The 20,899-nt window shown below is 60.6% G+C and carries 18 protein-coding genes; 15 read left to right on the plus strand and 3 right to left on the minus strand.

Going from position 1 to position 20,899, the window contains the following annotated elements; all coding sequences use genetic code 11:
- Window positions 1–40 precede the first annotated feature (40 nt).
- The 14 genes from ACA075_RS05335 to ACA075_RS05400 all read left to right on the plus strand — a co-directional run bounded on the left by ACA075_RS05335 (window position 41) and on the right by ACA075_RS05400 (window position 15,687).
- Window positions 41–1,663, plus strand: coding sequence for a methyl-accepting chemotaxis protein (locus ACA075_RS05335; RefSeq protein ID WP_497297590.1), 1,623 nt, complete (start codon window positions 41–43; stop codon window positions 1,661–1,663).
- Window positions 1,663–2,199 (plus strand): chemotaxis protein CheW, encoded by a 537-nt coding sequence (locus ACA075_RS05340; RefSeq protein ID WP_497297591.1) that lies wholly within the window; start codon window positions 1,663–1,665, stop codon window positions 2,197–2,199. Before ACA075_RS05335 ends, ACA075_RS05340 begins: the two co-directional genes overlap by 1 nt.
- Complete coding sequence (locus ACA075_RS05345) at window positions 2,196–3,455, plus strand: CheR family methyltransferase (protein WP_497297593.1); 1,260 nt, start codon at window positions 2,196–2,198, stop codon at window positions 3,453–3,455. The genes ACA075_RS05340 and ACA075_RS05345 overlap by 4 nt, the downstream gene beginning before the upstream one ends.
- Entirely contained in the window at window positions 3,452–4,135 is a 684-nt protein-coding gene (locus ACA075_RS05350; RefSeq protein ID WP_497297595.1) for a chemotaxis protein CheW, read from the plus strand. Before ACA075_RS05345 ends, ACA075_RS05350 begins: the two co-directional genes overlap by 4 nt.
- Window positions 4,132–6,426 carry a hybrid sensor histidine kinase/response regulator gene (locus ACA075_RS05355; protein WP_497297596.1) on the plus strand — a complete coding sequence of 765 codons (2,295 nt, stop codon included), beginning with the start codon at window positions 4,132–4,134 and terminating at the stop codon, window positions 6,424–6,426. The genes ACA075_RS05350 and ACA075_RS05355 overlap by 4 nt, the downstream gene beginning before the upstream one ends.
- Window positions 6,423–7,433: a chemotaxis response regulator protein-glutamate methylesterase gene (locus ACA075_RS05360; RefSeq protein ID WP_497297597.1), complete on the plus strand. Its 1,011-nt coding sequence runs from the start codon at window positions 6,423–6,425 to the stop codon at window positions 7,431–7,433. The genes ACA075_RS05355 and ACA075_RS05360 overlap by 4 nt, the downstream gene beginning before the upstream one ends.
- 48 nt (window positions 7,434–7,481) lie before the next feature.
- Complete coding sequence (locus ACA075_RS05365; RefSeq protein WP_497297598.1) at window positions 7,482–8,483, plus strand: diguanylate cyclase domain-containing protein; 1,002 nt, start codon at window positions 7,482–7,484, stop codon at window positions 8,481–8,483.
- 285 nt (window positions 8,484–8,768) lie between these two features.
- Window positions 8,769–9,864 (plus strand): peptide chain release factor 2 gene (prfB, locus tag ACA075_RS05370; protein WP_095920368.1). Its coding sequence is split into 2 segments (ribosomal slippage): window positions 8,769–8,840 and window positions 8,842–9,864, totalling 1,095 coding nucleotides; the frame shifts between segments, so codons are not numbered across the junction.
- 71 nt (window positions 9,865–9,935) lie between these two features.
- The gene (lysS, locus tag ACA075_RS05375; protein ID WP_497297599.1) at window positions 9,936–11,435 is read left to right on the plus strand and encodes a lysine--tRNA ligase; all 1,500 of its coding nucleotides are present in this window, start codon (window positions 9,936–9,938) and stop codon (window positions 11,433–11,435) included.
- Between the two features lie 102 nt (window positions 11,436–11,537).
- Window positions 11,538–12,254: a TetR/AcrR family transcriptional regulator gene (locus tag ACA075_RS05380; RefSeq protein WP_497297600.1), complete on the plus strand. Its 717-nt coding sequence runs from the start codon at window positions 11,538–11,540 to the stop codon at window positions 12,252–12,254.
- A gap of 155 nt (window positions 12,255–12,409) precedes the next feature.
- Window positions 12,410–12,970 (plus strand): hypothetical protein, encoded by a 561-nt coding sequence (locus tag ACA075_RS05385; protein ID WP_094468911.1) that lies wholly within the window; start codon window positions 12,410–12,412, stop codon window positions 12,968–12,970.
- 36 nt (window positions 12,971–13,006) lie between these two features.
- The gene (locus tag ACA075_RS05390) at window positions 13,007–14,284 is read left to right on the plus strand and encodes a flavohemoglobin expression-modulating QEGLA motif protein (protein ID WP_010462909.1); all 1,278 of its coding nucleotides are present in this window, start codon (window positions 13,007–13,009) and stop codon (window positions 14,282–14,284) included.
- A gap of 162 nt (window positions 14,285–14,446) precedes the next feature.
- Complete coding sequence (locus tag ACA075_RS05395) at window positions 14,447–15,361, plus strand: alpha/beta hydrolase (RefSeq protein WP_497297601.1); 915 nt, start codon at window positions 14,447–14,449, stop codon at window positions 15,359–15,361.
- Window positions 15,358–15,687, plus strand: coding sequence for a PA3694 family proteiin (locus tag ACA075_RS05400; RefSeq protein ID WP_497297603.1), 330 nt, complete (start codon window positions 15,358–15,360; stop codon window positions 15,685–15,687). The genes ACA075_RS05395 and ACA075_RS05400 overlap by 4 nt, the downstream gene beginning before the upstream one ends.
- A 194-nt stretch (window positions 15,688–15,881) precedes the next feature.
- Here the strand turns inward: ACA075_RS05400 and lptF are convergent, their stop codons facing one another.
- From lptF to ACA075_RS05415, 3 genes are all read right to left on the minus strand, one after another.
- Window positions 15,882–16,670 (minus strand): lipotoxin F family OmpA-related lipoprotein LptF, encoded by a 789-nt coding sequence (gene lptF, locus ACA075_RS05405; RefSeq protein ID WP_497297604.1) that lies wholly within the window; start codon window positions 16,668–16,670, stop codon window positions 15,882–15,884.
- A 50-nt stretch (window positions 16,671–16,720) separates the two neighbouring features.
- Window positions 16,721–17,134, minus strand: coding sequence for a DUF4398 domain-containing protein (locus ACA075_RS05410; RefSeq protein ID WP_094468906.1), 414 nt, complete (start codon window positions 17,132–17,134; stop codon window positions 16,721–16,723).
- 377 nt (window positions 17,135–17,511) lie between these two features.
- On the minus strand, window positions 17,512–17,856 hold the full coding sequence (locus ACA075_RS05415; RefSeq protein ID WP_109628178.1) for a pilin assembly protein: 345 nt from the start codon (window positions 17,854–17,856) through the stop codon (window positions 17,512–17,514).
- A gap of 214 nt (window positions 17,857–18,070) precedes the next feature.
- Here ACA075_RS05415 and ppc point away from each other — a divergent pair, with 214 nt between their 5' ends.
- Window positions 18,071–20,701 carry a phosphoenolpyruvate carboxylase gene (ppc, locus tag ACA075_RS05420; RefSeq protein ID WP_497297605.1) on the plus strand — a complete coding sequence of 877 codons (2,631 nt, stop codon included), beginning with the start codon at window positions 18,071–18,073 and terminating at the stop codon, window positions 20,699–20,701.
- Window positions 20,702–20,899 lie beyond the last annotated feature (198 nt).

The raw sequence follows: 20,899 nt of genomic DNA on the forward strand, positions 1-20,899 counted from the left end.
GCTATACTTCGCAGCATTTGAACCGCCCCGAGGACTGACTGTGAAGAACTGGACGTTGCGCCAACGCATCTTGGCGAGCTTTGCGGTGATTATTACCATCATGTTGCTGATGGTCGTCGTCTCGTATTCGCGGTTGTTGAAGATTGAAACCAGTGAAGCCAGTGTGCGAGACGACGCACTTCCCGGGGTCTATTACAGCTCGACGATTCGCGGCGCCTGGGTCGACAGCTTTCTCCAGATTCAGGAAATGCTGGGCCTGAAGGAAGGGCAGGGCATCAGTGCCGAAGACGCCGCTGACTTCAAAAGCTACGAAGCGCGTGTGCAGGAAGCGATGAGTAACTATCGCGCCACCGTTAAGACGGATGAAGACAAGGTCGAATTCGCGACCTTCGAAAAACTCCATGAGGAATACGGCAAACTTCTGGCCGCGGTGCTCGACCTGCACAAGCGCAATCAAGAGGCCGATGCCATCAAGTTGTTCAACGAACAACTGACCCCGGCCTGGACTGCGGGACGCACCAAGCTCAATGACATCCTCCGCGAAAACAAAGCGGTGGCCGATCAGGAAATCGCGAACATCGACGATGCCGTGATTACCGCGAAAGTCATCATGGGCATTTCCCTGTTGGTCGCGGTATTGGCTGCCGGCCTCTGCGGTTTGTTGTTGATGCGCGCGATCATGGCGCCGATGAACCGGATTGTGCAGATCCTCGAAATCATGCGTACCGGCGACCTCAGCGGCCGTCTGAATCTGGAACGCAAAGACGAATTCGGTGCCGTGGAAACGGGCTTCAACGACATGATGACCGAACTCACCTCGCTCGTGTCCCAGGCCCAACGCTCTTCCGTCCAGGTCACCACGTCGGTGACCGAGATCGCGGCCACCTCCAAGCAACAACAAGCCACCGCCACCGAAACCGCCGCCACCACCACCGAAATCGGCGCGACGTCCCGCGAAATCGCGGCCACCTCCCGTGATCTGGTGCGCACCATGACCGAAGTCTCCACCGCCGCCGATCAGGCTTCGGTAGCGGCCGGGTCCGGGCAGCAAGGCCTGGCGCGGATGGAGGAGACCATGCACTCGGTAATGGGCGCGGCCGATCTGGTCAACGCCAAACTGGCGATCCTCAACGAGAAGGCCGGCAACATCAATCAGGTGGTGGTGACCATCGTCAAAGTGGCCGACCAGACCAACCTGTTGTCGCTGAACGCGGCTATCGAAGCCGAAAAGGCTGGCGAATACGGTCGCGGGTTTGCCGTGGTCGCCACCGAAGTGCGGCGTCTGGCGGACCAGACTGCCGTCGCCACCTACGACATCGAGCAGATGGTCCGTGAGATCCAGTCGGCGGTATCGGCCGGGGTCATGGGCATGGACAAGTTCTCCGAAGAAGTGCGCCGCGGCATGTCCGAAGTGCAGCAGGTCGGCGAGCAGCTGTCGCAGATCATCCACCAGGTTCAGGCGCTGGCGCCGCGGGTGTTGATGGTCAACGAAGGCATGCAGGCGCAGGCCACCGGCGCCGAACAGATCAACCACGCGCTGGTGCAGTTGGGTGATGCCAGCAGCCAGACCGTCGAGTCCTTGCGCCAGGCCAGTTTTGCCATTGACGAGCTGAGCCAGGTGGCCGTAGGGCTGCGGGGCGGCGTCTCGCGATTCAAAGTCTGATGAGCGAGCTCGCGGCCAAACGCAGCGCGGTGATGCCGGTAAAGCAGGCGTTGTTTCTGCTGTTTCGCATCGGCAACGAGCGTTATGCCTTGCAGGCGCGCGAAGTGGCCGAGGTGCTGCCGCGTCTGCCATTGAAGCCGATTGCCAAGGCGCCGGACTGGGTCGCCGGGGTGTTTGCCTATCGCGGCGCGGTGGTGCCGGTGATTGACCTCAGCGCGCTGACCTTTGGTGAACCGGCGCAATCGCGCACCAGCACCCGGCTGGTGCTGGTGCACTATTGGCCGGATGAGCAGACGCCTTCACAGTTACTCGGGCTGATTCTGGAACAGGCCACCGACACCTTGCGCTGCAATCCGGCGGATTTTAAACCCTATGGCCTGGACAATCGCCAGGCGCCCTACCTGGGGCCGGTTCGTGAAGATGCCCAAGGTTTGCTGCAATGGGTGAGGGTGGCCGATCTGCTCGATGAGCAGGTGCGCGCGCTGCTGTTTCCTTCGCCACCGCTGGACCCTGCATCGCTTGAGGACCGGCCATGAGCAGCGATCAGCGGTTTTTCGATTTCCTCAAGGAACGCATCGGCCTCGACGTAACGTCGGTGGGGCCGGCGATCATCGAGCGTGCGGTGCGCCAGCGCAGCACGGCCTCCAGGGCGCTGACGGCCGATGAGTATTGGCACACGTTGCAAGGTTCGCGGGACGAACAGCAGGCGTTGATCGAAGCGGTGATCGTTCCCGAGACCTGGTTTTTCCGCTACCCGGAGTCCTTCGCCGCCTTGGCGAAACTGGCCAGTAAACGACTGGCTGAGATTAACAACATGCGCGCACTGCGGATCCTCAGCCTGCCGTGTTCGACGGGCGAGGAACCTTACTCTATTGCCATGGCCTTGCTCGATGCCGGACTCAAGCCGCATCAGTTCAAGGTCGAAGGCATGGACGTCAGCCCGCTGTCGGTGGAAAAAGCCAAGCGCGCGCTGTACGGCAAGAATTCGTTTCGTGGCCAGGACATCGAATTTCGCGAGCGGCATTTCACGGCCGAAGAAGACGGCTACCGCCTCAACGAGCGAGTGCTTGAACAGGTGCGTTTGCAGGTCGGCAATCTTCTGGATCCGGCGCTGCTGGCCAGCGAGCCACCTTATGATTTTGTGTTTTGCCGCAACCTGCTGATCTATTTCGATCTGCCCACCCAGCAGCAAGTCTTCGAAGTGCTCAAACGCCTGACCCATGTCGACGGCGTGCTGTTTATCGGCCCGGCCGAAGGCAGCTTGCTCGGTCGTTTCGGCATGCGCTCGATTGGCATCCCGCAATCTTTTGCCTTCAGTCGTCAGAGCGTGCCCGAACCTCTGCCAGTCTTTGTTCCGACACCGCTGCCGGTGCGCCAGCCGGTGCGCAGCGTGACGCCGCCGCCCGTGCGCAATCGTCCGTTCGCAACCCCCACGCCGCCGGCCGTCACGCCAAAAGCTTCGGACGCTGCCGCCTTGCTGGCCAACATCGCGGCCCTCGCCAACGAAGGCAAAAGTGCCGAAGCCCGCGCCGCCTGCGAAGGTTATTTGCGCAATCACGAACCGGTGGCCCAGGTGTTTTATTGGCTGGGTCTGCTCAGCGATGTCGCCGGCCGAGTCCTCGAAGCCCAGGGTTTTTATCGCAAGGCGTTGTACCTCGAGCCGCAACACCCCGACGCGTTGATGCACCTGGCCGCCTTGCTGCAATCCCAGGGCGACACGGCGGGTGCGAAAAGATTGCAGGACCGCGCCGCCCGCAGTGAGCGCACCGCCGACAGTGAGCGTAAACGATGAACGCCTCCGACACCTTGAGCCTCACCCATAAAGATGCCCAGGCCATCGACGACTGCTGGAACCGTATCGGGATCCACGGCGACAAGTCCTGCCCGCTGCTGATCGAGCACATTCATTGCCGTAATTGCGCGGTGTACTCCGCCGCGGCCACGCGCTTGCTCGACCGCTACGCCTTGCAACAGGACGATCGCGAGCAAGTCTCGGTAGCGGTCGAAGTCGACGTGAAAACCCGCTCGCTGCTGATGTTTCGGCTTGGCGAAGAATGGCTGGGCCTGGCCACTCGCAGCTTGGTCGAAGTGGCGCCGCTGCAAGCGATTCATTCATTGCCGCACCAGCGCTCCCGGGCCCTGCTCGGTGTGGCGAATGTGCGCGGTGCTTTAGTGGCGTGCCTGTCTTTGGTGGAACTGCTAGGTCTCGATGGCACCGCCAGCGTGGCGTCAGGCGCGCGCGTGATGCCGAGGATGCTGATCATTGCCGCCCACGGCGGGCCAGTGGTGGTGCCGGTGGACGAAGTGGACGGGATTCACGCCATCGACGAGCGCATTCTCGATGCCGCGTCGCAGTCCGGCACCCAGGCCAGCGCCAGATACACCCGGGGCGTGTTGCAATTCAAGGGTCGCAGCCTGCGTTGGCTGGATGAAGAACAGCTATTGTCCGCCGTGACCCGGAGCCTCACATGACCCCCGAGCAAATGCGCGACGCCTCGTTGCTGGAGCTGTTCAGCCTCGAAGCCGAAGCCCAGACCCAGGTGCTGAGCGCAGGGCTTCTGGCGCTTGAGCGCGATCCGACCCAGGCCGATCACCTCGAATCGTGCATGCGCGCGGCTCACTCGCTCAAAGGCGCGGCGCGGATAGTCGGGGTCGATGCCGGCGTCAGCGTCGCCCATGTGATGGAAGATTGCCTGGTCAGCGCGCAGGAAGGGCGCCTGTACCTGCGGCCCGAGCACATTGACGCGTTGCTGCAAGGCACTGATTTGCTGATGCGCATTGCGACGCCGAGTAACAATCCCGGAGCGGCGGATATCGAGGCCTATGTGGCGGTGATGGCGCGGTTGCTGGATCCGCTGGCGTTGGCCGCACCGATCAGCACGCCGATCGCACCGTTCATCACCGAGGCCGAGCCAGCGCCCGAAGCGCTCGCGCCAACGGTCGAAGCCCTGATTCCGCTCGCCGAACTGCCACCCGCAGAACCCGCGAAAAGGACCCGGCGCACCACCGATACTGGCGAACGGGTGCTGCGTGTCACAGCCGAACGCTTGAACAGCCTGCTCGACCTGTCGAGCAAATCCCTGGTCGAAACCCAGCGACTCAAGCCGCACCTGGCCAAGATGCAACGCCTCAAACGCATGCAGAACAATGGCCTGCGGGCGCTGGAAAACCTCAACGTGCATCTCAAGGAACATGCCTTGAGCCTGGAAGCTCAGGAAGCCCTGAACGATGCCCGGCGGCTGTTGGCGGAATCCCAGCAATTGCTGGTGGAAAAAAACGCTGAGCTGGATGAGTTTGCCTGGCAGGCCAGTCAACGGGCGCAGGTGTTGTACGACACCGCGCTGGCCTGTCGCATGCGGCCGTTTGCCGACGTGTTGAGCGGGCAAGTGCGCATGGTCCGCGACCTCGGTCGCAGCCTCGGTAAACAGGTGCGGCTGGAGATTGAGGGCGAGAAAACCCAGGTCGATCGCGACGTCCTGGAAAAGCTCGAAGCGCCGCTGACGCACTTGTTGCGCAACGCCGTCGATCACGGCATCGAGTCCCCCGAGCAACGCTTGCTGGCCGGCAAGCCTGAAGAAGGGCTGATTCGCCTGCGCGCCTCTCATCAAGCCGGTCTGCTAGTGCTGGAGTTGAGCGATGACGGTCACGGCGTCGATCTGGAAAAGGTCCGCCGCAGCATCATCGCGCGGCAGCTATCCCCCGCTGAAACCGCTGCCCGGTTGAGCGAAGAGGAGTTGCTGACCTTCTTGTTCCTGCCGGGTTTTAGCCTGCGCGACACGGTTACCGAAGTGTCCGGGCGCGGCGTCGGCCTGGACGCGGTTCAGCACATGGTCCGTCAGTTGCGCGGCGCGGTGGTGCTGGAGCAGACGGCAGGCGAGGGCAGCCGCTTTCACCTCGAAGTGCCGCTGACACTGTCGGTGGTGCGCAGTCTGGTGGTGGAAGTCGGAGACGAGGCGTATGCGTTTCCGCTGGCGCACATCGAGCGCATGTGCGATCTGGAGCCGGCGGACATCGTCCAGATCGAAGGGCGTCAGCACTTCTGGCACGAAGGTCGGCATGTCGGGCTGGTCGCCGCCAGTCAGCTGTTGCAGCGTCCGGCGAGTGCGAGCAGTCAGCAAACCCTGAAAGTCGTGGTGATCCGCGAGCGCGAGGCGATTTACGGCGTGGCGGTCGAGCGCTTTATCGGCGAGCGGACGCTGGTCGTTTTGCCGCTGGACGAGCGCCTGGGCAAGGTGCAGGACATTTCCGCCGGGGCCTTGCTCGATGACGGGTCGGTGGTGCTGATCGTCGACGTCGAAGACATGCTGCGCTCGGTGGACAAACTGCTCAATACCGGGCGTCTGGAGCGGATTGCCCGTCAGGGCAGCCAGGCGGTTGAAGCGACCCGTAAACGGATTCTGGTGGTCGACGATTCGTTGACCGTTCGCGAGTTGCAACGCAAGTTGCTGCTCAATCGCGGCTACGACGTGGCCGTGGCGGTCGATGGTATGGATGGCTGGAACGCCCTGCGTTCGGAGGATTTCGATCTGCTGATCACCGACATTGATATGCCGCGCATGGACGGCATCGAACTGGTGTCTTTACTGCGCCAGGACAATCGCCTGCAATCGCTGCCGGTTATGGTGGTTTCCTATAAAGATCGCGAAGAAGACCGTCGTCGTGGACTGGACGCCGGAGCCGACTATTATCTAGCCAAAGCCAGTTTTCATGACGACGCCCTGCTTGATGCAGTGGTTGAGCTCATCGGAGGAGCGCGGGCATGAAAATAGCGATCGTCAACGACATGCCGATGGCGGTGGAGGCCCTGCGCCGCGCCTTGGCATTCGAACCGGCGCATGAAGTGGTCTGGGTCGCCGCCAATGGCGCCGAGGCGGTGCAACGTTGCGCCGAACTCACCCCGGATCTGATCCTGATGGACCTGATCATGCCGGTGATGGACGGCGTCGAGGCCACCCGTCGGATCATGGCCGAGACCCCGTGCGCCATCGTCATCGTCACGGTCGACCGTCAGCAGAACGTGCACCGGGTGTTCGAGGCCATGGGCCACGGCGCGCTGGACGTGGTCGATACCCCGGCCATCGGTGCCGGCAATGCCCAGGAGGCCGCGGCGCCGTTGTTGCGCAAGATCATGAACATTGGCTGGCTGATTGGTGACAAGGGCAATAGCGAGCGATCGGCCCCCAGCCCGCTGCGCAGTTCGGCCTCGCGCCAGCGGTTGATTGCGATTGGCTCGTCGGCCGGCGGGCCGGCAGCGCTGGAAGTCCTGCTGAAAGGGCTGCCACGGGATTTTTCGGCCGCGATCGTGCTGGTGCAGCATGTTGACCAGGTGTTCGCCGCCGGCATGGCCGAGTGGCTCAGCAGCGCCAGCGGCCTGAAGGTGCGTCTGGCTCAGGAAGGCGAGCCTCCTTTGGCAGGCACAGTGTTGCTGGCGGGCACCAACCACCACATACGCCTGTTGAAAAACGGCACGCTGGCCTACACCGCCGAACCGGTCAACGAGATCTATCGGCCCTCGATCGATGTATTTTTCGAGAGCGTGGCCAGTTACTGGAACGGTGATGCGGTGGGGGTTCTGCTCACCGGCATGGGGCGCGACGGCGCGCAGGGGCTTAAACTCATGCGCCAACAGGGCTACCTGACCATCGCTCAGGACCAACAAAGCAGTGCTGTTTACGGAATGCCGAAAGCGGCAGCGGCCATCGACGCCGCCGTGGAAGTTCGCCCACTGGACAAGATAGCGCCACGATTGCTGGAGATTTTCCCAAAATGAAGACTTTTCACAGCAATCCTGGCCCAGGCAGCATTCAGGTGACCGCACATGACTGACTTACAGCTCGACGACTTCAAGACCGACGAAAACGCCGCCATGGTGTTGTTGGTGGACGATCAGGCGATGATCGGCGAGGCGGTACGCCGCGGGTTGTCGAACGAAGACAATATTGACTTCCACTTCTGCGCCGACCCACACCAGGCCATTGCGCAGGCGATCCGCATCAAGCCGACGGTGATCCTGCAGGACCTGGTGATGCCCGGGCTGGACGGCCTGAGCCTGGTGCGTGAATACCGCAACCATCCGGCGACCAAGAACATCCCGATCATTGTCCTCTCGACCAAGGAAGACCCGCTGATCAAGAGCGCGGCGTTCGCGGCCGGGGCTAATGATTACCTGGTCAAGCTGCCGGACAACATCGAACTGGTGGCGCGCATTCGCTATCACTCGCGGTCCTACATGACGATGTTGCAGCGCGATGCGGCCTACCGTGCGTTGCGGGTCAGCCAGCAGCAGTTGCTCGACACCAACCTGGTGTTGCAGCGGTTGATGAACTCCGACGGCTTGACCGGGCTGTCGAACCGCCGGCACTTCGACGAATACCTGGAGCTGGAATGGCGCCGTTCCCTGCGTGATCAGAGCCAGCTGTCGCTGCTGATGATCGATGTCGACTACTTCAAGTCCTACAACGACAGCTTTGGCCACCTCGAAGGCGATGAAGCCCTGCGCAAAGTCGCGACCGCGATCCGCGATGCCAGCGCCCGACCGTCGGACCTGCCCGCCCGTTACGGGGGGGAAGAGTTTGTCCTGGTGCTACCCAACACCACGCCGGGCGGCGCGCGGCTGGTGGCGGAAAAACTCCGTCTCACCGTGGAAGCGCTGAAGATTCCGCACATTTTCCCCAGCGAAGGCTCTAGCCTGACCATCAGCATCGGCCTGTCGACCATGATTCCGCAGCCGGGCAGTGACTGCCGGCAATTGATCTTGGCGGCGGACAAGGGGCTGTACCTGGCGAAGAACAATGGGCGCAATCAGGTGGGGATCGAATAACGTCATTCGGCGCCCTGTAGCAGCTGCCGAGCAGCGCGAGGCTGCGTTCGAGGACGGAGTCCTCGCCAATCCTGCCTACACGGTTTGCCTGAATGACCGCGTTGTCCGTGTTTACGACGGCTTCGCCGCCGAACGCAGCCTCGCGCTGCTCGACAGCTGCTACAAGTGTCTGCCAGCTCAGGTCCAAAACCATTCGCCCCTAAAGCCGCCGGGCGGGCTGCCGTGACAGCTTGATTACGTTATACTCGCCGGCTTTCAAAAGTTCGCCAACGAGTGCTGCCCGCCATGGAAATCAACCCGATCCTTAACAGTATCAAGGACCTGTCCGAGCGCTCCGAAACTATTCGGGGGTATCTTTGACTACGATCAAAAGCATGAGCGTCTGACTGAAGTCAATCGCGAGCTTGAAGATCCGTCTGTCTGGAACAACCCGTCTTACGCTCAGGAACTGGGCCGCGAGCGGTCGCTGCTGGCTCAGATCGTCGAAACCCTCGACGAAATGCACAGCGGTCTGGCCGACGCCAAAGATTTGCTGCTGATGTCCGCCGAAGAAGAAGACCAGGCCGCCGTCGATGACGTCGCTGCCGAAGTCGAGCGCCTGCGCGAGTCGCTGGAAAAACTCGAATTCCGTCGCATGTTCAGCGGTGAGATGGACGCCAACAACGCCTACCTGGACATCCAGGCCGGCTCCGGTGGCACCGAGGCCCAGGACTGGGCCAACATCCTGCTGCGCATGTACCTGCGCTGGGCTGACAAACGCGGTTTCGACGCGACCATCATGGAACTGTCGGCCGGTGAAGTCGCCGGGATCAAGGGCGCCACGGTCCACATCAAGGGCGAATACGCCTTTGGCTGGTTGCGTACCGAAATCGGCGTGCACCGTCTGGTGCGCAAGAGCCCGTTCGACTCCGGCAACCGTCGCCACACCTCGTTCTCGGCCGTGTTCGTGTCGCCGGAAATCGATGACAACATCGAAATTGACATCAACCCGTCGGACCTGCGCATCGACACCTACCGCTCCTCGGGTGCCGGTGGTCAGCACGTAAACACCACTGACTCGGCCGTGCGTATTACCCACGTACCGACCAACACCGTGGTCAGCTGCCAGAACGAACGCTCCCAGCACGCCAACAAAGACACCGCGATGAAAATGTTGCGGGCGCGCTTGTACGAGCAGGAAGTGCAGAAACGCAACGCCGCCTCCCAGGCCCTGGAAGACACCAAGTCGGACATTGGCTGGGGTCACCAGATTCGCTCTTACGTGCTCGACGCGTCGCGAATCAAGGATTTGCGCACTAACATCGAACGCAGTGACTGCGACAAGGTGCTCGACGGCGATATCGACGAATACCTGGTGGCAAGCCTGAAACAAGGGCTGTAAACCGTCAGTCAAGACCTTAAGTCCCCTGCCTTCGGTGGGGGCAACGAACCTGTGATGGAATTTTTAAAGACATGAGCGACCTACAACTCGACCAGGCCCTGCAACAGGAAGAAAACTCCCTGATCGCCCTGCGCAAGGAAAAGCTTGCTGCCGAGCGCGCCAAGGGCAATGCCTTCCCCAACGACTTCCGCCGCGACAACTACTGCGAAGACTTGCAGAAACAGTACGCGGACAAGACCAAGGAAGAGCTGGCAGAGGCTGCGATCCCGGTCAAGGTTGCCGGTCGCATCATGCTCAACCGTGGCTCGTTCATGGTGATCCAGGACATGACCGGGCGCATCCAGGTCTACGTCAACCGTAAGACCCTGTCCGAAGACACCCTGGCCGCGGTGAAAACCTGGGACATGGGCGACATCATTGCAGCCGTTGGCACCCTGGCCCGTTCCGGCAAGGGCGACCTGTACGTTGAAATGACCGAAGTGCGCCTACTGACCAAGTCGCTGCGCCCGCTGCCGGACAAGCACCACGGCCTGACCGACACCGAACAGCGCTACCGTCAGCGTTACGTTGACCTGATCGTCAACGAAGAGGTACGCCAGACTTTCCGCGTGCGTTCGCAAGTGATTGCGCACATCCGCAGCTTCCTGATGAAGCGCGACTTCCTCGAAGTCGAAACGCCGATGCTGCAAACCATCCCGGGCGGCGCGGCGGCCAAGCCATTCGAGACGCACCACAACGCGCTGGACATGGAAATGTTCCTGCGTATCGCGCCTGAGCTGTACTTGAAGCGCCTGGTGGTTGGCGGCTTCGAGAAAGTGTTCGAGATCAACCGCAACTTCCGTAACGAAGGGGTTTCGACTCGTCACAACCCTGAATTCACCATGTTGGAGTTCTACCAGGCGTACGCCGACTACGAAGACAACATGGACCTGACCGAAGAACTGTTCCGCGAACTGGCGCAGCTGGTTCTGGGCAGCACCGACGTGCCCTACGGCGACAAGGTGTTCCACTTTGGCGAACCGTTCGTGCGTCTGTCGGTGTTCGACTCGATCCTCAAGTACAACCCTGAGCTGACCGCTGACGATCTGACCGACATCGAGAAGGCTCGCGCCATCGCCAAGAAGGCCGGCGCGAAGGTGCTGGGCTTCGAAGGTCTGGGCAAGTTGCAGGTGATGATTTTCGAAGAGCTGGTCGAGCACAAGCTGGAACAGCCGCACTTCATTACCCAGTACCCGTTCGAAGTGTCGCCGCTGGCCCGTCGCAATGATGACAACCCGAACGTCACCGACCGTTTCGAACTGTTCATCGGTGGCCGCGAAATCGCCAACGCCTATTCCGAGTTGAACGACGCGGAAGACCAGGCCGAGCGCTTCATGGCTCAGGTGGCTGACAAGGACGCGGGCGACGACGAAGCCATGCACTACGACGCCGACTTCGTTCGCGCGCTGGAGTACGGCATGCCGCCAACAGCCGGTGAAGGCATCGGTATCGACCGTCTGGTGATGTTGTTGACCAACTCACCGTCGATCCGCGACGTGATCCTGTTCCCGCACATGCGGCCGCAAGCGTAAGTGTTTCAATTAAAAAGCCGCCTATAACAGGCGGCTTTTTATTGCCTGTCTGGTACAAACGTATCAAATGGTTACTTTTGAAATAAGAGAGGAAGACCTGTCGTGAACCGTGCAATGGCTCAAGAAGGTGCAGCGGGCGTCGCCACTGCGGTCGCTGAAAGCGTTCAGTACCAGGGCCGCAAGGCCAGCCGACAGGGCAGCGAGCAGCGTCGACAGGACATTCTCGATGCAGCGATGCGCATTGTCGTGCGCGATGGCGTGCGGGCCGTGCGTCACCGAGCGGTAGCGGCCGAGGCCGGTGTGCCGCTGTCGGCCACCACGTACTACTTCAAGGATATCGATGACTTGCTCACCGATACCTTCGCCCAATACGTGGAACGCAGCGCCGCCTTCATGGCCAAGTTGTGGGTCAATAACGAGGGCCTGCTGCGCGAGATGGTGGTCAGCGGCGACGGCAGCCCCGAGTCGCGCTCGCAACTGGCGGACGACATTGCGCGGTTGATGTCGGACTACGTTCACCGGCAACTGATCAACCGCCGCGAGCACTTGATGGCCGAACAGGCGTTCCGCCAGGAAGCGCTGCTGAACCCGCGTTTGGCGCTGTTGGTACGCTCACATCAGCAAATTCTGCTTCAGGGCACGTGCCAGCTTTTCCAGGTATTGGGTTCGCGCGAACCGCAACAAGATGCCAAAGTGTTGACGGCGATTATCGGACGGATGGAATATCAGGGCCTGCTCAACGACGCCGAGCCTGTCGCCGAAGCCGAAATGCTCGGCATCCTGACCCGCTACATGCATTTGGTATTGGCGTCGGTGTAACCAGAACACTCAACCCTGTGGGAGCGAGCCTGCTCGCGATTACGGTTTAACATTCGACATCCATGTCGTCTGACACACCGCTATCGCGAGCAGGCTCGCTCCCACAGGGGGCCGGTGGTCACTTGAGGTCTGCTTGTGTTCATAGGGAGTGTTGAATGAAAGCCTGGCGTGTCGTTGTGATCGCCTTGTCGTTCCTGCTGCTCAGTGGCTGTCTGGTGACCTTCAGGGATCCACTGCCCGCCAGCGACCCCGCGCCCAAAGGTCTGCTCGGCAAATGGACCAGCACCAACGCCTGGGGCGAGCCGATGAATCTGGAGCTGACCCGTCTGAGCGACAATCGCTACCAGGCGGTCAGCTACTTCAAGGCCAAACCCAAAGAGCGCGAGGCCTACCCCTTTACGGTGTCACGCCATGGCAGCCGCTGGTACCTGTCGGCGAAAGTGCCGGCGCAGTTCGGCGGGCATTTCATCATTGCCGGGTTTGAACTCACCGATAAGCACGAGTTGGTGGTCTACAACCTCGATCTTGAGCAGATCAATCAAGCCCTCGGACAAGAAGCCCTGAGCGGTGAAGGCTTCCAGACCGATGATGGCGACGGCGTCTTGATCAACAACAGCATGGACCAAGTCTTTGCTTACCTCGATGATCCGGCCAATTCCGATGTCTTCGTTGAGGCGGTGCGCTATCAGCGCCTGGCCAAAGCTAAAGTTAAATAAAGCCAGCACCTAACGGTTTTTCTACAGGAGTTTCGGGTGGACGATTACCAGCAGACGATACGCATTTTGTCCGATCGCATTGTGCTGGCGCAGACGCCGATTCGCGTCCTCGATGCGGTCAAGTGGGACGACAGCATCCGCAAGGGTTTCCTCAAGGCCAAGGGCAAGGAAATGCCGGCCGTGGACCGCGACTATTACCTCAATCGGCCGCTGTCGTTCGATTCCAGCAAAGTGAAGCTGGAATTCCAGAACATCGAGCGTGACATCACCCGTCAGCTCGGTCAGTTCAACCCGGTCGGTCAGATCATGCGGCGCATGTGCAAGGAATACCGGATGGTCGTGCGCATGCTCGAAGCGCGCGGCACCGAAGATTTCGGGCTGATTTCCCAGGAGTTGTACGGCGCTGCGTCCGACGCGTTCCATGCCGGTGACCCGACCCTGTCCGACCTGGGCCTGATGCTCTCCGATTACCTGAATAACATTGATGGCCGGGGTGACCTGAAGGACGAGCCGAAAATCCTCACCGCCAAGGATGCCGTGCATTTACTGCAAACCCGGCTGAGCAAAGTATTTGGCGAGGCTGAAGAAACCATTCGCGTGTTCGAGTCCGACGGCATTGTCGCCGATGCGGCGGCCGGCGCTGACTACATCAAGATTCGCACCGACGCGATGTTCAACGAACGTGACGTGCGCGCCCTCGAAGTTCATGAAGGGCTGGTCCACGTTGGCACCACGCTCAACGGGCTGAACCAGCCGATCTGCACCTTCCTGTCTAAAGGCCCGCCGTCGTCGACCGTGACTCAGGAAGGGCTGGCGATCCTGATGGAAATCATCACCTTCGCGTCCTACCCGAGCCGCTTGCGCAAACTGACCAACCGCACCCGGGCCATTCACATGGTGGAGGAGGGCGCGGACTTCTTGCAGGTCTTCGAGTTCTTCCGCGAGCAAGGTTTTGAAATGGCTGAAAGCTACGGCAACGCCAGTCGGGTGTTCCGTGGTTCGATACCGACCGGTCTGCCATTTACCAAAGACTTGTCCTACCTCAAGGGCTTTATCATGGTTTACAACTACATTCAGTTGGCCGTGCGTAAAGGCAAGCTAGAGCAGATTCCGCTGCTGTTTTGCGGCAAGACCACGCTGGAAGACATGCGCACCTTGCGTCAGTTGGTGGACGAAGGGCTGGTGGTGCCGCCGAAGTATTTGCCGGATCAGTTCCGCGACCTTAACGCATTGTCGGCATGGATGTGCTTCTCCAACTTCCTCAACCACCTGAGCCTGGACCGGATTGAAGCGGATTACTCCAACATCTTATAAGGCAGGCAAGGTCCCTGTGGGAGCGGGCTTGCCCGCGATTGCGGTTTAACATTCAACATTGATGTCGCCTGACACACCGCTATCGCGGGCAAGCCCGCTCCCACAGGTTTATTGTTTCTCCACCAGACCCTGTTCCAACCCATTTTCGCGAGGTTTCACCGGATGAGAATCCTCGGCATCCTTTGCCTTCTCCTGACCTTGAACGGTTGCAGCTCCCTGCTGTTCTACCCCGAACCCGGCCAGCTGTTCACTCCGGAAAAAGCCAAACTCGAATACCGCGAAGTGACCCTGACCACCGCCGATGGCCTCAGGCTGAACGCCTGGTGGCTGCCGGCGAAAAAAGGTGTCGAGGTCAAAGGCACCGTCCTGCATCTGCACGGCAACGGCGGCAATCTGCCGATGCATCTGGGCGGCAGTTGGTGGTTGCCAGAAGAAGGTTATCAAGTGCTGCTGATCGACTATCGCGGTTACGGGTTGTCCGAAGGCGAACCGAGTTTGCCGGCGATCTATCAGGACATCGACGCCGCGTTCAAGTGGCTCGATCAGGCGCCGGAAGTCAAAGGTAAACCGCTGATCCTGCTCGGCCAGAGCCTTGGCGGTTCAATGGCCGTGCATTACCTGGTCCAACATCCCGAACGGCAGAAACAACTCAAGGCTTTTGTCCTCGACGGCGTGCCCGCCAGTTATCGCAGCATCGGACAGTTTGCCCTGAGCAATTCCTGGCTGACCTGGGCGTTCCAAGTGCCGCTTTCGTGGTTGGTGCCGGACGGCGACAGCGCGATCAACTCAATGGCGCAGCTCAACGGCGTGCCGAAACTGATCTACCACAGCATCGACGATCCGATCGTGCCCCTTTCCAACGGCATCCGTCTGTATCAAGCTGCGCCGCCGCCGCGAGTGCTGCAATTGACCCGTGGTGGGCATGTGCAGACGTTCGCCGACCCGGTCTGGCGCAAGGTCATGCTGCGTTATCTCGATGACCCGCAGCATTTCAACGGCCTGCGTCGGTTGGGTGAAATCCCCAATTACCCGGCACCCCCGAATTCAGAAGATGAACCCTCAGAGAGTCCGCAATGAGTGAAGAACGTAACGCCATCCCGCTGATCATCACCGGTATCTGCAGCATCCTCGGCACAGTGGGTGCCCTGTGGTACTACGGCTACCTGCACTTCGCCAAACCCGAAGATGCGCTGCTGCTCAGCGACTTCACCATGATCAAGACCGTGCCGGGAGAGGACTACAAAGTTTCCCTGGAGCCTGCCTCGCAAGTGGCCCAGTGCATCGATGGCGTGCTGGTGATGTTCGACACCGAACAGAAAGGCCTGACGGGCGTCTTGGTCAACAACAAGAAAAAAGCCGTGCGCTGCATGGGCGAAGAGACTCCGCAGAAGCTGGAGCAGTAACAAACCCGGAATTCACCAACAATCCCCTGTGGGAGCGAGCCTGCTCGCGATAGCGGTGTGTCAGACAATAGAAGTGTTGAATGCTGAACCGCTATCGCGAGCAGGCTCGCTCCCACAGGGTTGAGTGATCGCTGAAAAACAAAAGCCCCGCCTGATCGACTCAGGCGGGGCTTTTGTGTTTCAGCGAGTGAAGCTTAGTTCGAGCTGATCGCCGAACGCGGAATCACCGGCTGGTTGTCGTTGGAAATGGTCACTTCCACACGACGGTTCATCGCACGACCCGAGTTGCTGGTGTTTTCAGCAACCGGGTATTCCTTGCCATAACCCTGCGAAACGATGCGTGCTGGATCAACGCCCATCTTCACCAGCGCCATGCGCACGGAACCGGCACGACGCTCGGACAGCGACTGGTTATGCGAAGCCGTACCGGTGCTGTCGGTGTAGCCTTCGACGATCACCTTGCGGTCCGGGTTTTCCTGAAGGAACTGCGCCAGTTTGTTGATGTTCACCAGACCGCTGGATTTCAGGTCAGCACGGTCGGTGGCGAACAGCACGTCACCGAAGGTCACCAGCGTACCGCGATCGGTCTGCTTGGCGTTGAGGCTGTCCTGCAACTGCTTGATCTGCTGATCGCGAGCATCGAGGCGCGCCTGGGCACGTTGCGCGGCAGCGTTTTTCAGATTGGCTTCAGCGGTGCGCAGGGCGATGGTCTGCTTCGCTACTTCAACACGCTGATTGGTCAGATAGGCCAGTTGATCGACCTCGTTCTGATCTTTCTTGTCCAGATAAGCCTTGTCGGCCTTGTCCAGGTAATCGCTGGCGTCTTTAGTTTCAAGTGCCGCCACTTTGCTGGCTTGCGGGTTGGCTTGCAGGCCGCTGTAGTTGGTGCGGGCCTGTTCCAGGTTCGCGTTAGGCGGGGTGGAGCAGGCAGCCAGTGCAACGCTTGCGGCCAGGAGAGCGGGGATCATCAATTGTTTACGCATAATAATTCGTCCTTTCTATCGATAAGAGCTTCAGAGGTCTGGATGCGCGCTTACTGCACGGTGCGCTGGCTTTCCTGACGCAGTTCCTGAACCCCTTTCTGAGAGTCCTTCACAGCTTGTTCGGCTTTCATCGCCTGGGCTTTGCGTTCGGCTACGCGAGCGTCCCACTCAGCCTGCTCGGCCAGCACTTTGGCCTCGGCATACTTTTTGTCGTGCATGGCGATTTCGGCTTGTTTGAGTTTGTCCTGTGCGGACTTCATTTCCACGGCGGCGAACTCGGTGCCGCCGGCGCTGACGGCGCCATTCACGGCCGATTGGGTCACCGCGAATTGCTCGGTTGGCGGATTGCCGGCACAACCGGCCAGTACGAAGCTGCTGCCGATTGCCAGGGCAGCCAGTTTCAAACCGCGCAGGTGATTGAACGAGGTCTTGGCAGTGCTGATCTTCATGGTCTTCAACTCCATTGGTATAACTCCTGAAAAACTTAAAATCCATGCTGGGCAAGGAGCCGTAACCGTCAATTTGCGGGGTGTTTTGAAACGGCCGTCCCAGGCGTGGTTAATGGCTGTGACCCGAGGGCTTTTTCAAAAGTTCAGAGAAGATGGCCTATCGCCCGAAAATACTTTGACCGAACGGACAAGGCTCTAAATCGGGAACTTTGGCGATGTGCAGCGGTATGCCCGACCTTTTCAAGGCTCGGGAACACGCCACTATCGAAGGGGTGCGCAGGCTAAATGTGGGAGCGAGCCTGCTCGCGATAGCGGTGTATCAGCTAACAGAAATGTTGAATGTTCAACCGCATTCGCGAGCAGGCTCGCTCCCACAGGGTTCGGCGGGGGAATCAGTGTTTCTGCTTATCGTCACCCGATGACAAATCGTGCAAGTGACGACGGGACAATGCGAGAAAACGCGGGGTCGGGCCGACGTCTTCGTACAGCGGATCACCTTCTTCATCGGTGGCGACCACGGTCGATCCTTTCACGTAGGGGAAGCTCTTTTCGAGCTCTTCCAGCGCCGCGCCGATCAGTTCGCCAAGCAGCTCTTCGGGTTGGCGTTTGGGGTACATCTCGGTAATCGCCGCTAGTCGTGCGGCCGCTTCCATGTCCAGATGAATCCTGTAACCGGTGTCGGTCAGGCGACCCTTGGCGTTTTCTTCCCAATGCAGGGCAAGTTCGCGGATTTTCATAAAAACCTCATTTCGCTCCTGCTCGTGGCAGGCGTGTGAGTGTCCGCCAGTGGCCGGCGGCAAGCCGTTGTACGGCTTACTCTTCAGACTAGCTCGAACCCATAAGGTTTACCGTCCCTTCGTCGTCTGCTTGTAAGAAGCGCTTTAGAGCGGCACTCTCTGTGGTCAGAGCATGGCATTCATAGACACCCGGATTTTCGCTGGAGAACTGCTGATGACCGATATTGATGCACGCTTGCGCGAGGACGTTCACCTATTGGGTGAGCTGTTGGGCAATACCATTCGTGAACAGTACGGGGACGGTTTTCTCGACAAGATCGAGCAGATCCGCAAGGGCGCCAAGGCTGACCGTCGCGGTTCGATGGATGCCGAGCTGAGCGCCAGCCTCAACCAATTGAGCGAAGAAGAGTTGCTGCCGGTGGCGCGGGCGTTCAACCAGTTTCTCAACCTGGCCAATATCGCCGAGCAGTATCAGTTGATTCACCGCCGCGAAGAGTCGCAACCGGCGCCGTTCGAAGCACGGGTGCTGCCGGAACTGCTCGCGCGCCTGCGTGCTGAAGGCCACAGCGCCGAATCCCTGGCCCGGCAACTGGGACGGCTGGAGATCGAACTGGTCCTCACCGCGCACCCGACCGAAGTGGCGCGCCGCACGCTGATCCAGAAATACGACGCCATCGCCGCGCAACTGGCCGCCCAGGACCATCGCGACCTGACCACAGCCGAACGCGAGCAGATCCAGGCGAAGTTGCAGCGTCTGATCGCCGAAGCCTGGCACACCGAAGAAATTCGCCGCACCCGGCCGACGCCCGTCGACGAAGCCAAATGGGGCTTTGCGGTGATCGAGCATTCGCTGTGGCAGGCGATTCCGAATTACATGCGCAAGGCCGATAAAGCCCTGCACGCCGCCACCGGCTTGCATTTACCGCTGGAAGGCGCGCCGATTCGCTTTGCCTCGTGGATGGGCGGCGACCGTGACGGCAACCCGAATGTGACGGCTGCCGTGACCCGTGAAGTGTTGCTGCTGGCGCGATGGATGGCCGCTGATTTGTACGTGCGCGACGTCGATCACCTCGCCGCTGAACTGTCGATGCAACAGGCCAGCGATGCGTTGAAAGCCAAGGCCGGGGACAGCGCCGAACCTTATCGCGCGGTGCTTAAACAGTTGCGTGAACGTCTGCGTGCAACGCGTAACTGGGCACATGCCTCTTTGACGGCCACCACCCCGGCAACCGCCGACGTGTTGCACAACAACCGCGACCTGCTGGATCCGCTGGAGTTGTGTTACCACTCCTTGCACGAGTGCGGCATGGGCGTGATCGCGGACGGTCCGTTGCTCGATTGCCTGCGCAGGGCGGTGACGTTCGGGCTGTTCCTGGTACGGCTCGATGTGCGTCAGGACTCGTCGCGGCATACCGCGGCCATGACTGAAATCACCGATTACCTGGGGCTGGGTCGCTACGAAGACTGGAGTGAGGAAGAGCGCATCGCCTTCCTGGTCCGTGAACAGAACAACCGCCGGCCGTTGCTGCCGGCGTACTTCAAACCGTCGGCCGACACCGCCGAAGTGCTGGCGACGTGCCGGGAAATTGCCGCCGCCCCGGGGGCTTCGCTCGGCTCGTATGTAATCTCCATGGCCGGCGCCGCTTCCGACGTGCTCGCCGTGCAACTGCTGCTCAAAGAGTCCGGCGTGTTGCGGCCAATGCGCGTGGTGCCGCTGTTCGAAACCCTCGCCGACCTCGACAACGCCGGCCCGGTGATAGAAAAGCTGTTGCTGCTGCCGGGCTATCGCTCGCGCCTGCAGGGGCCGCAGGAAGTGATGATCGGCTATTCCGACTCGGCCAAGGACGCTGGCACCACCGCCGCGGCTTGGGCTCAATACCGGGCGCAGGAGCGCTTGGTCGATATCTGCCGCGAGCAGCAAGTCGAGCTGCTGTTGTTCCACGGTCGCGGCGGCACCGTGGGGCGCGGCGGCGGTCCGGCACACGCGGCGATTCTGTCGCAGCCACCGGGTTCGGTGGCAGGGCGTTTCCGCACCACCGAGCAGGGGGAAATGATTCGTTTCAAATTCGGCCTACCAGACATCGCCGAGCAAAACCTCAATCTGTACCTGGCGGCCGTGCTGGAAGCGACCTTGCTGCCGCCGCCGCCACCGGAACCGGCCTGGCGCCACCTGATGGACGAATTGGCTGCCGATGGGGTCAAGGCTTACCGCGCTGTGGTGCGGGAAAATCCGCAGTTCGTCGAGTATTTCCGCCAATCCACCCCGGAGCAGGAGTTGGGCCGTTTGCCGTTGGGCAGCCGCCCGGCCAAGCGCCGCGCCGGCGGGATCGAAAGCCTGCGCGCCATTCCATGGATCTTCGGCTGGACCCAGACGCGCCTGATGTTGCCAGCCTGGCTCGGCTGGGAAGCGGCGCTGAGCAAGGCGCTGGAGCGTGGTGAAGGCGAGCTGTTGGGGCAGATGCGCGAACAGTGGCCGTTCTTCCGCACGCGCATCGATATGCTGGAAATGGTCCTGGCCAAAGCCGATGCTGACATCGCCCGATCCTACGATGAGCGCTTGGTCGAGCCGGATTTGCTCCCTTTGGGTGCGCATTTACGCGACCTATTGTCGCAGGCCTGCGCCGTGGTCCTTGGGCTGACCGGTCAGTCTCAGCTCCTGGCACATAGCCCAGACACCCTCGAATTCATCCGCTTGCGCAACACCTATCTCGACCCGCTTCATCTATTGCAGGCCGAACTGTTAGCCCGTTCGCGGCAACAGGAAGTGGCGCAGGGCAGCCCGGTAGAACAGGCGCTGCTGGTGTCTGTGGCGGGGATTGCTGCCGGTTTGCGAAATACCGGCTAAGGTTTTCGTCGTGGGGGATGGCGCCCGGCGCGAGCTTCGGGTGCCGGTGGGCGAGAGGCTGAAAAGGTCTGCCAGGCGACAGTTAATGATGGGGTTGCGACTTGGGGTACCCCATCGCAAGGTCACGCAAGGCGCGGGTTTCTCCGACTTTTGGCGGCTTGTGTGGTCCGGGCCTGCTGTGTATCTTGAGCAGCCTTT

Source organism: Pseudomonas sp. LBUM1663 (assembly GCF_059695905.1).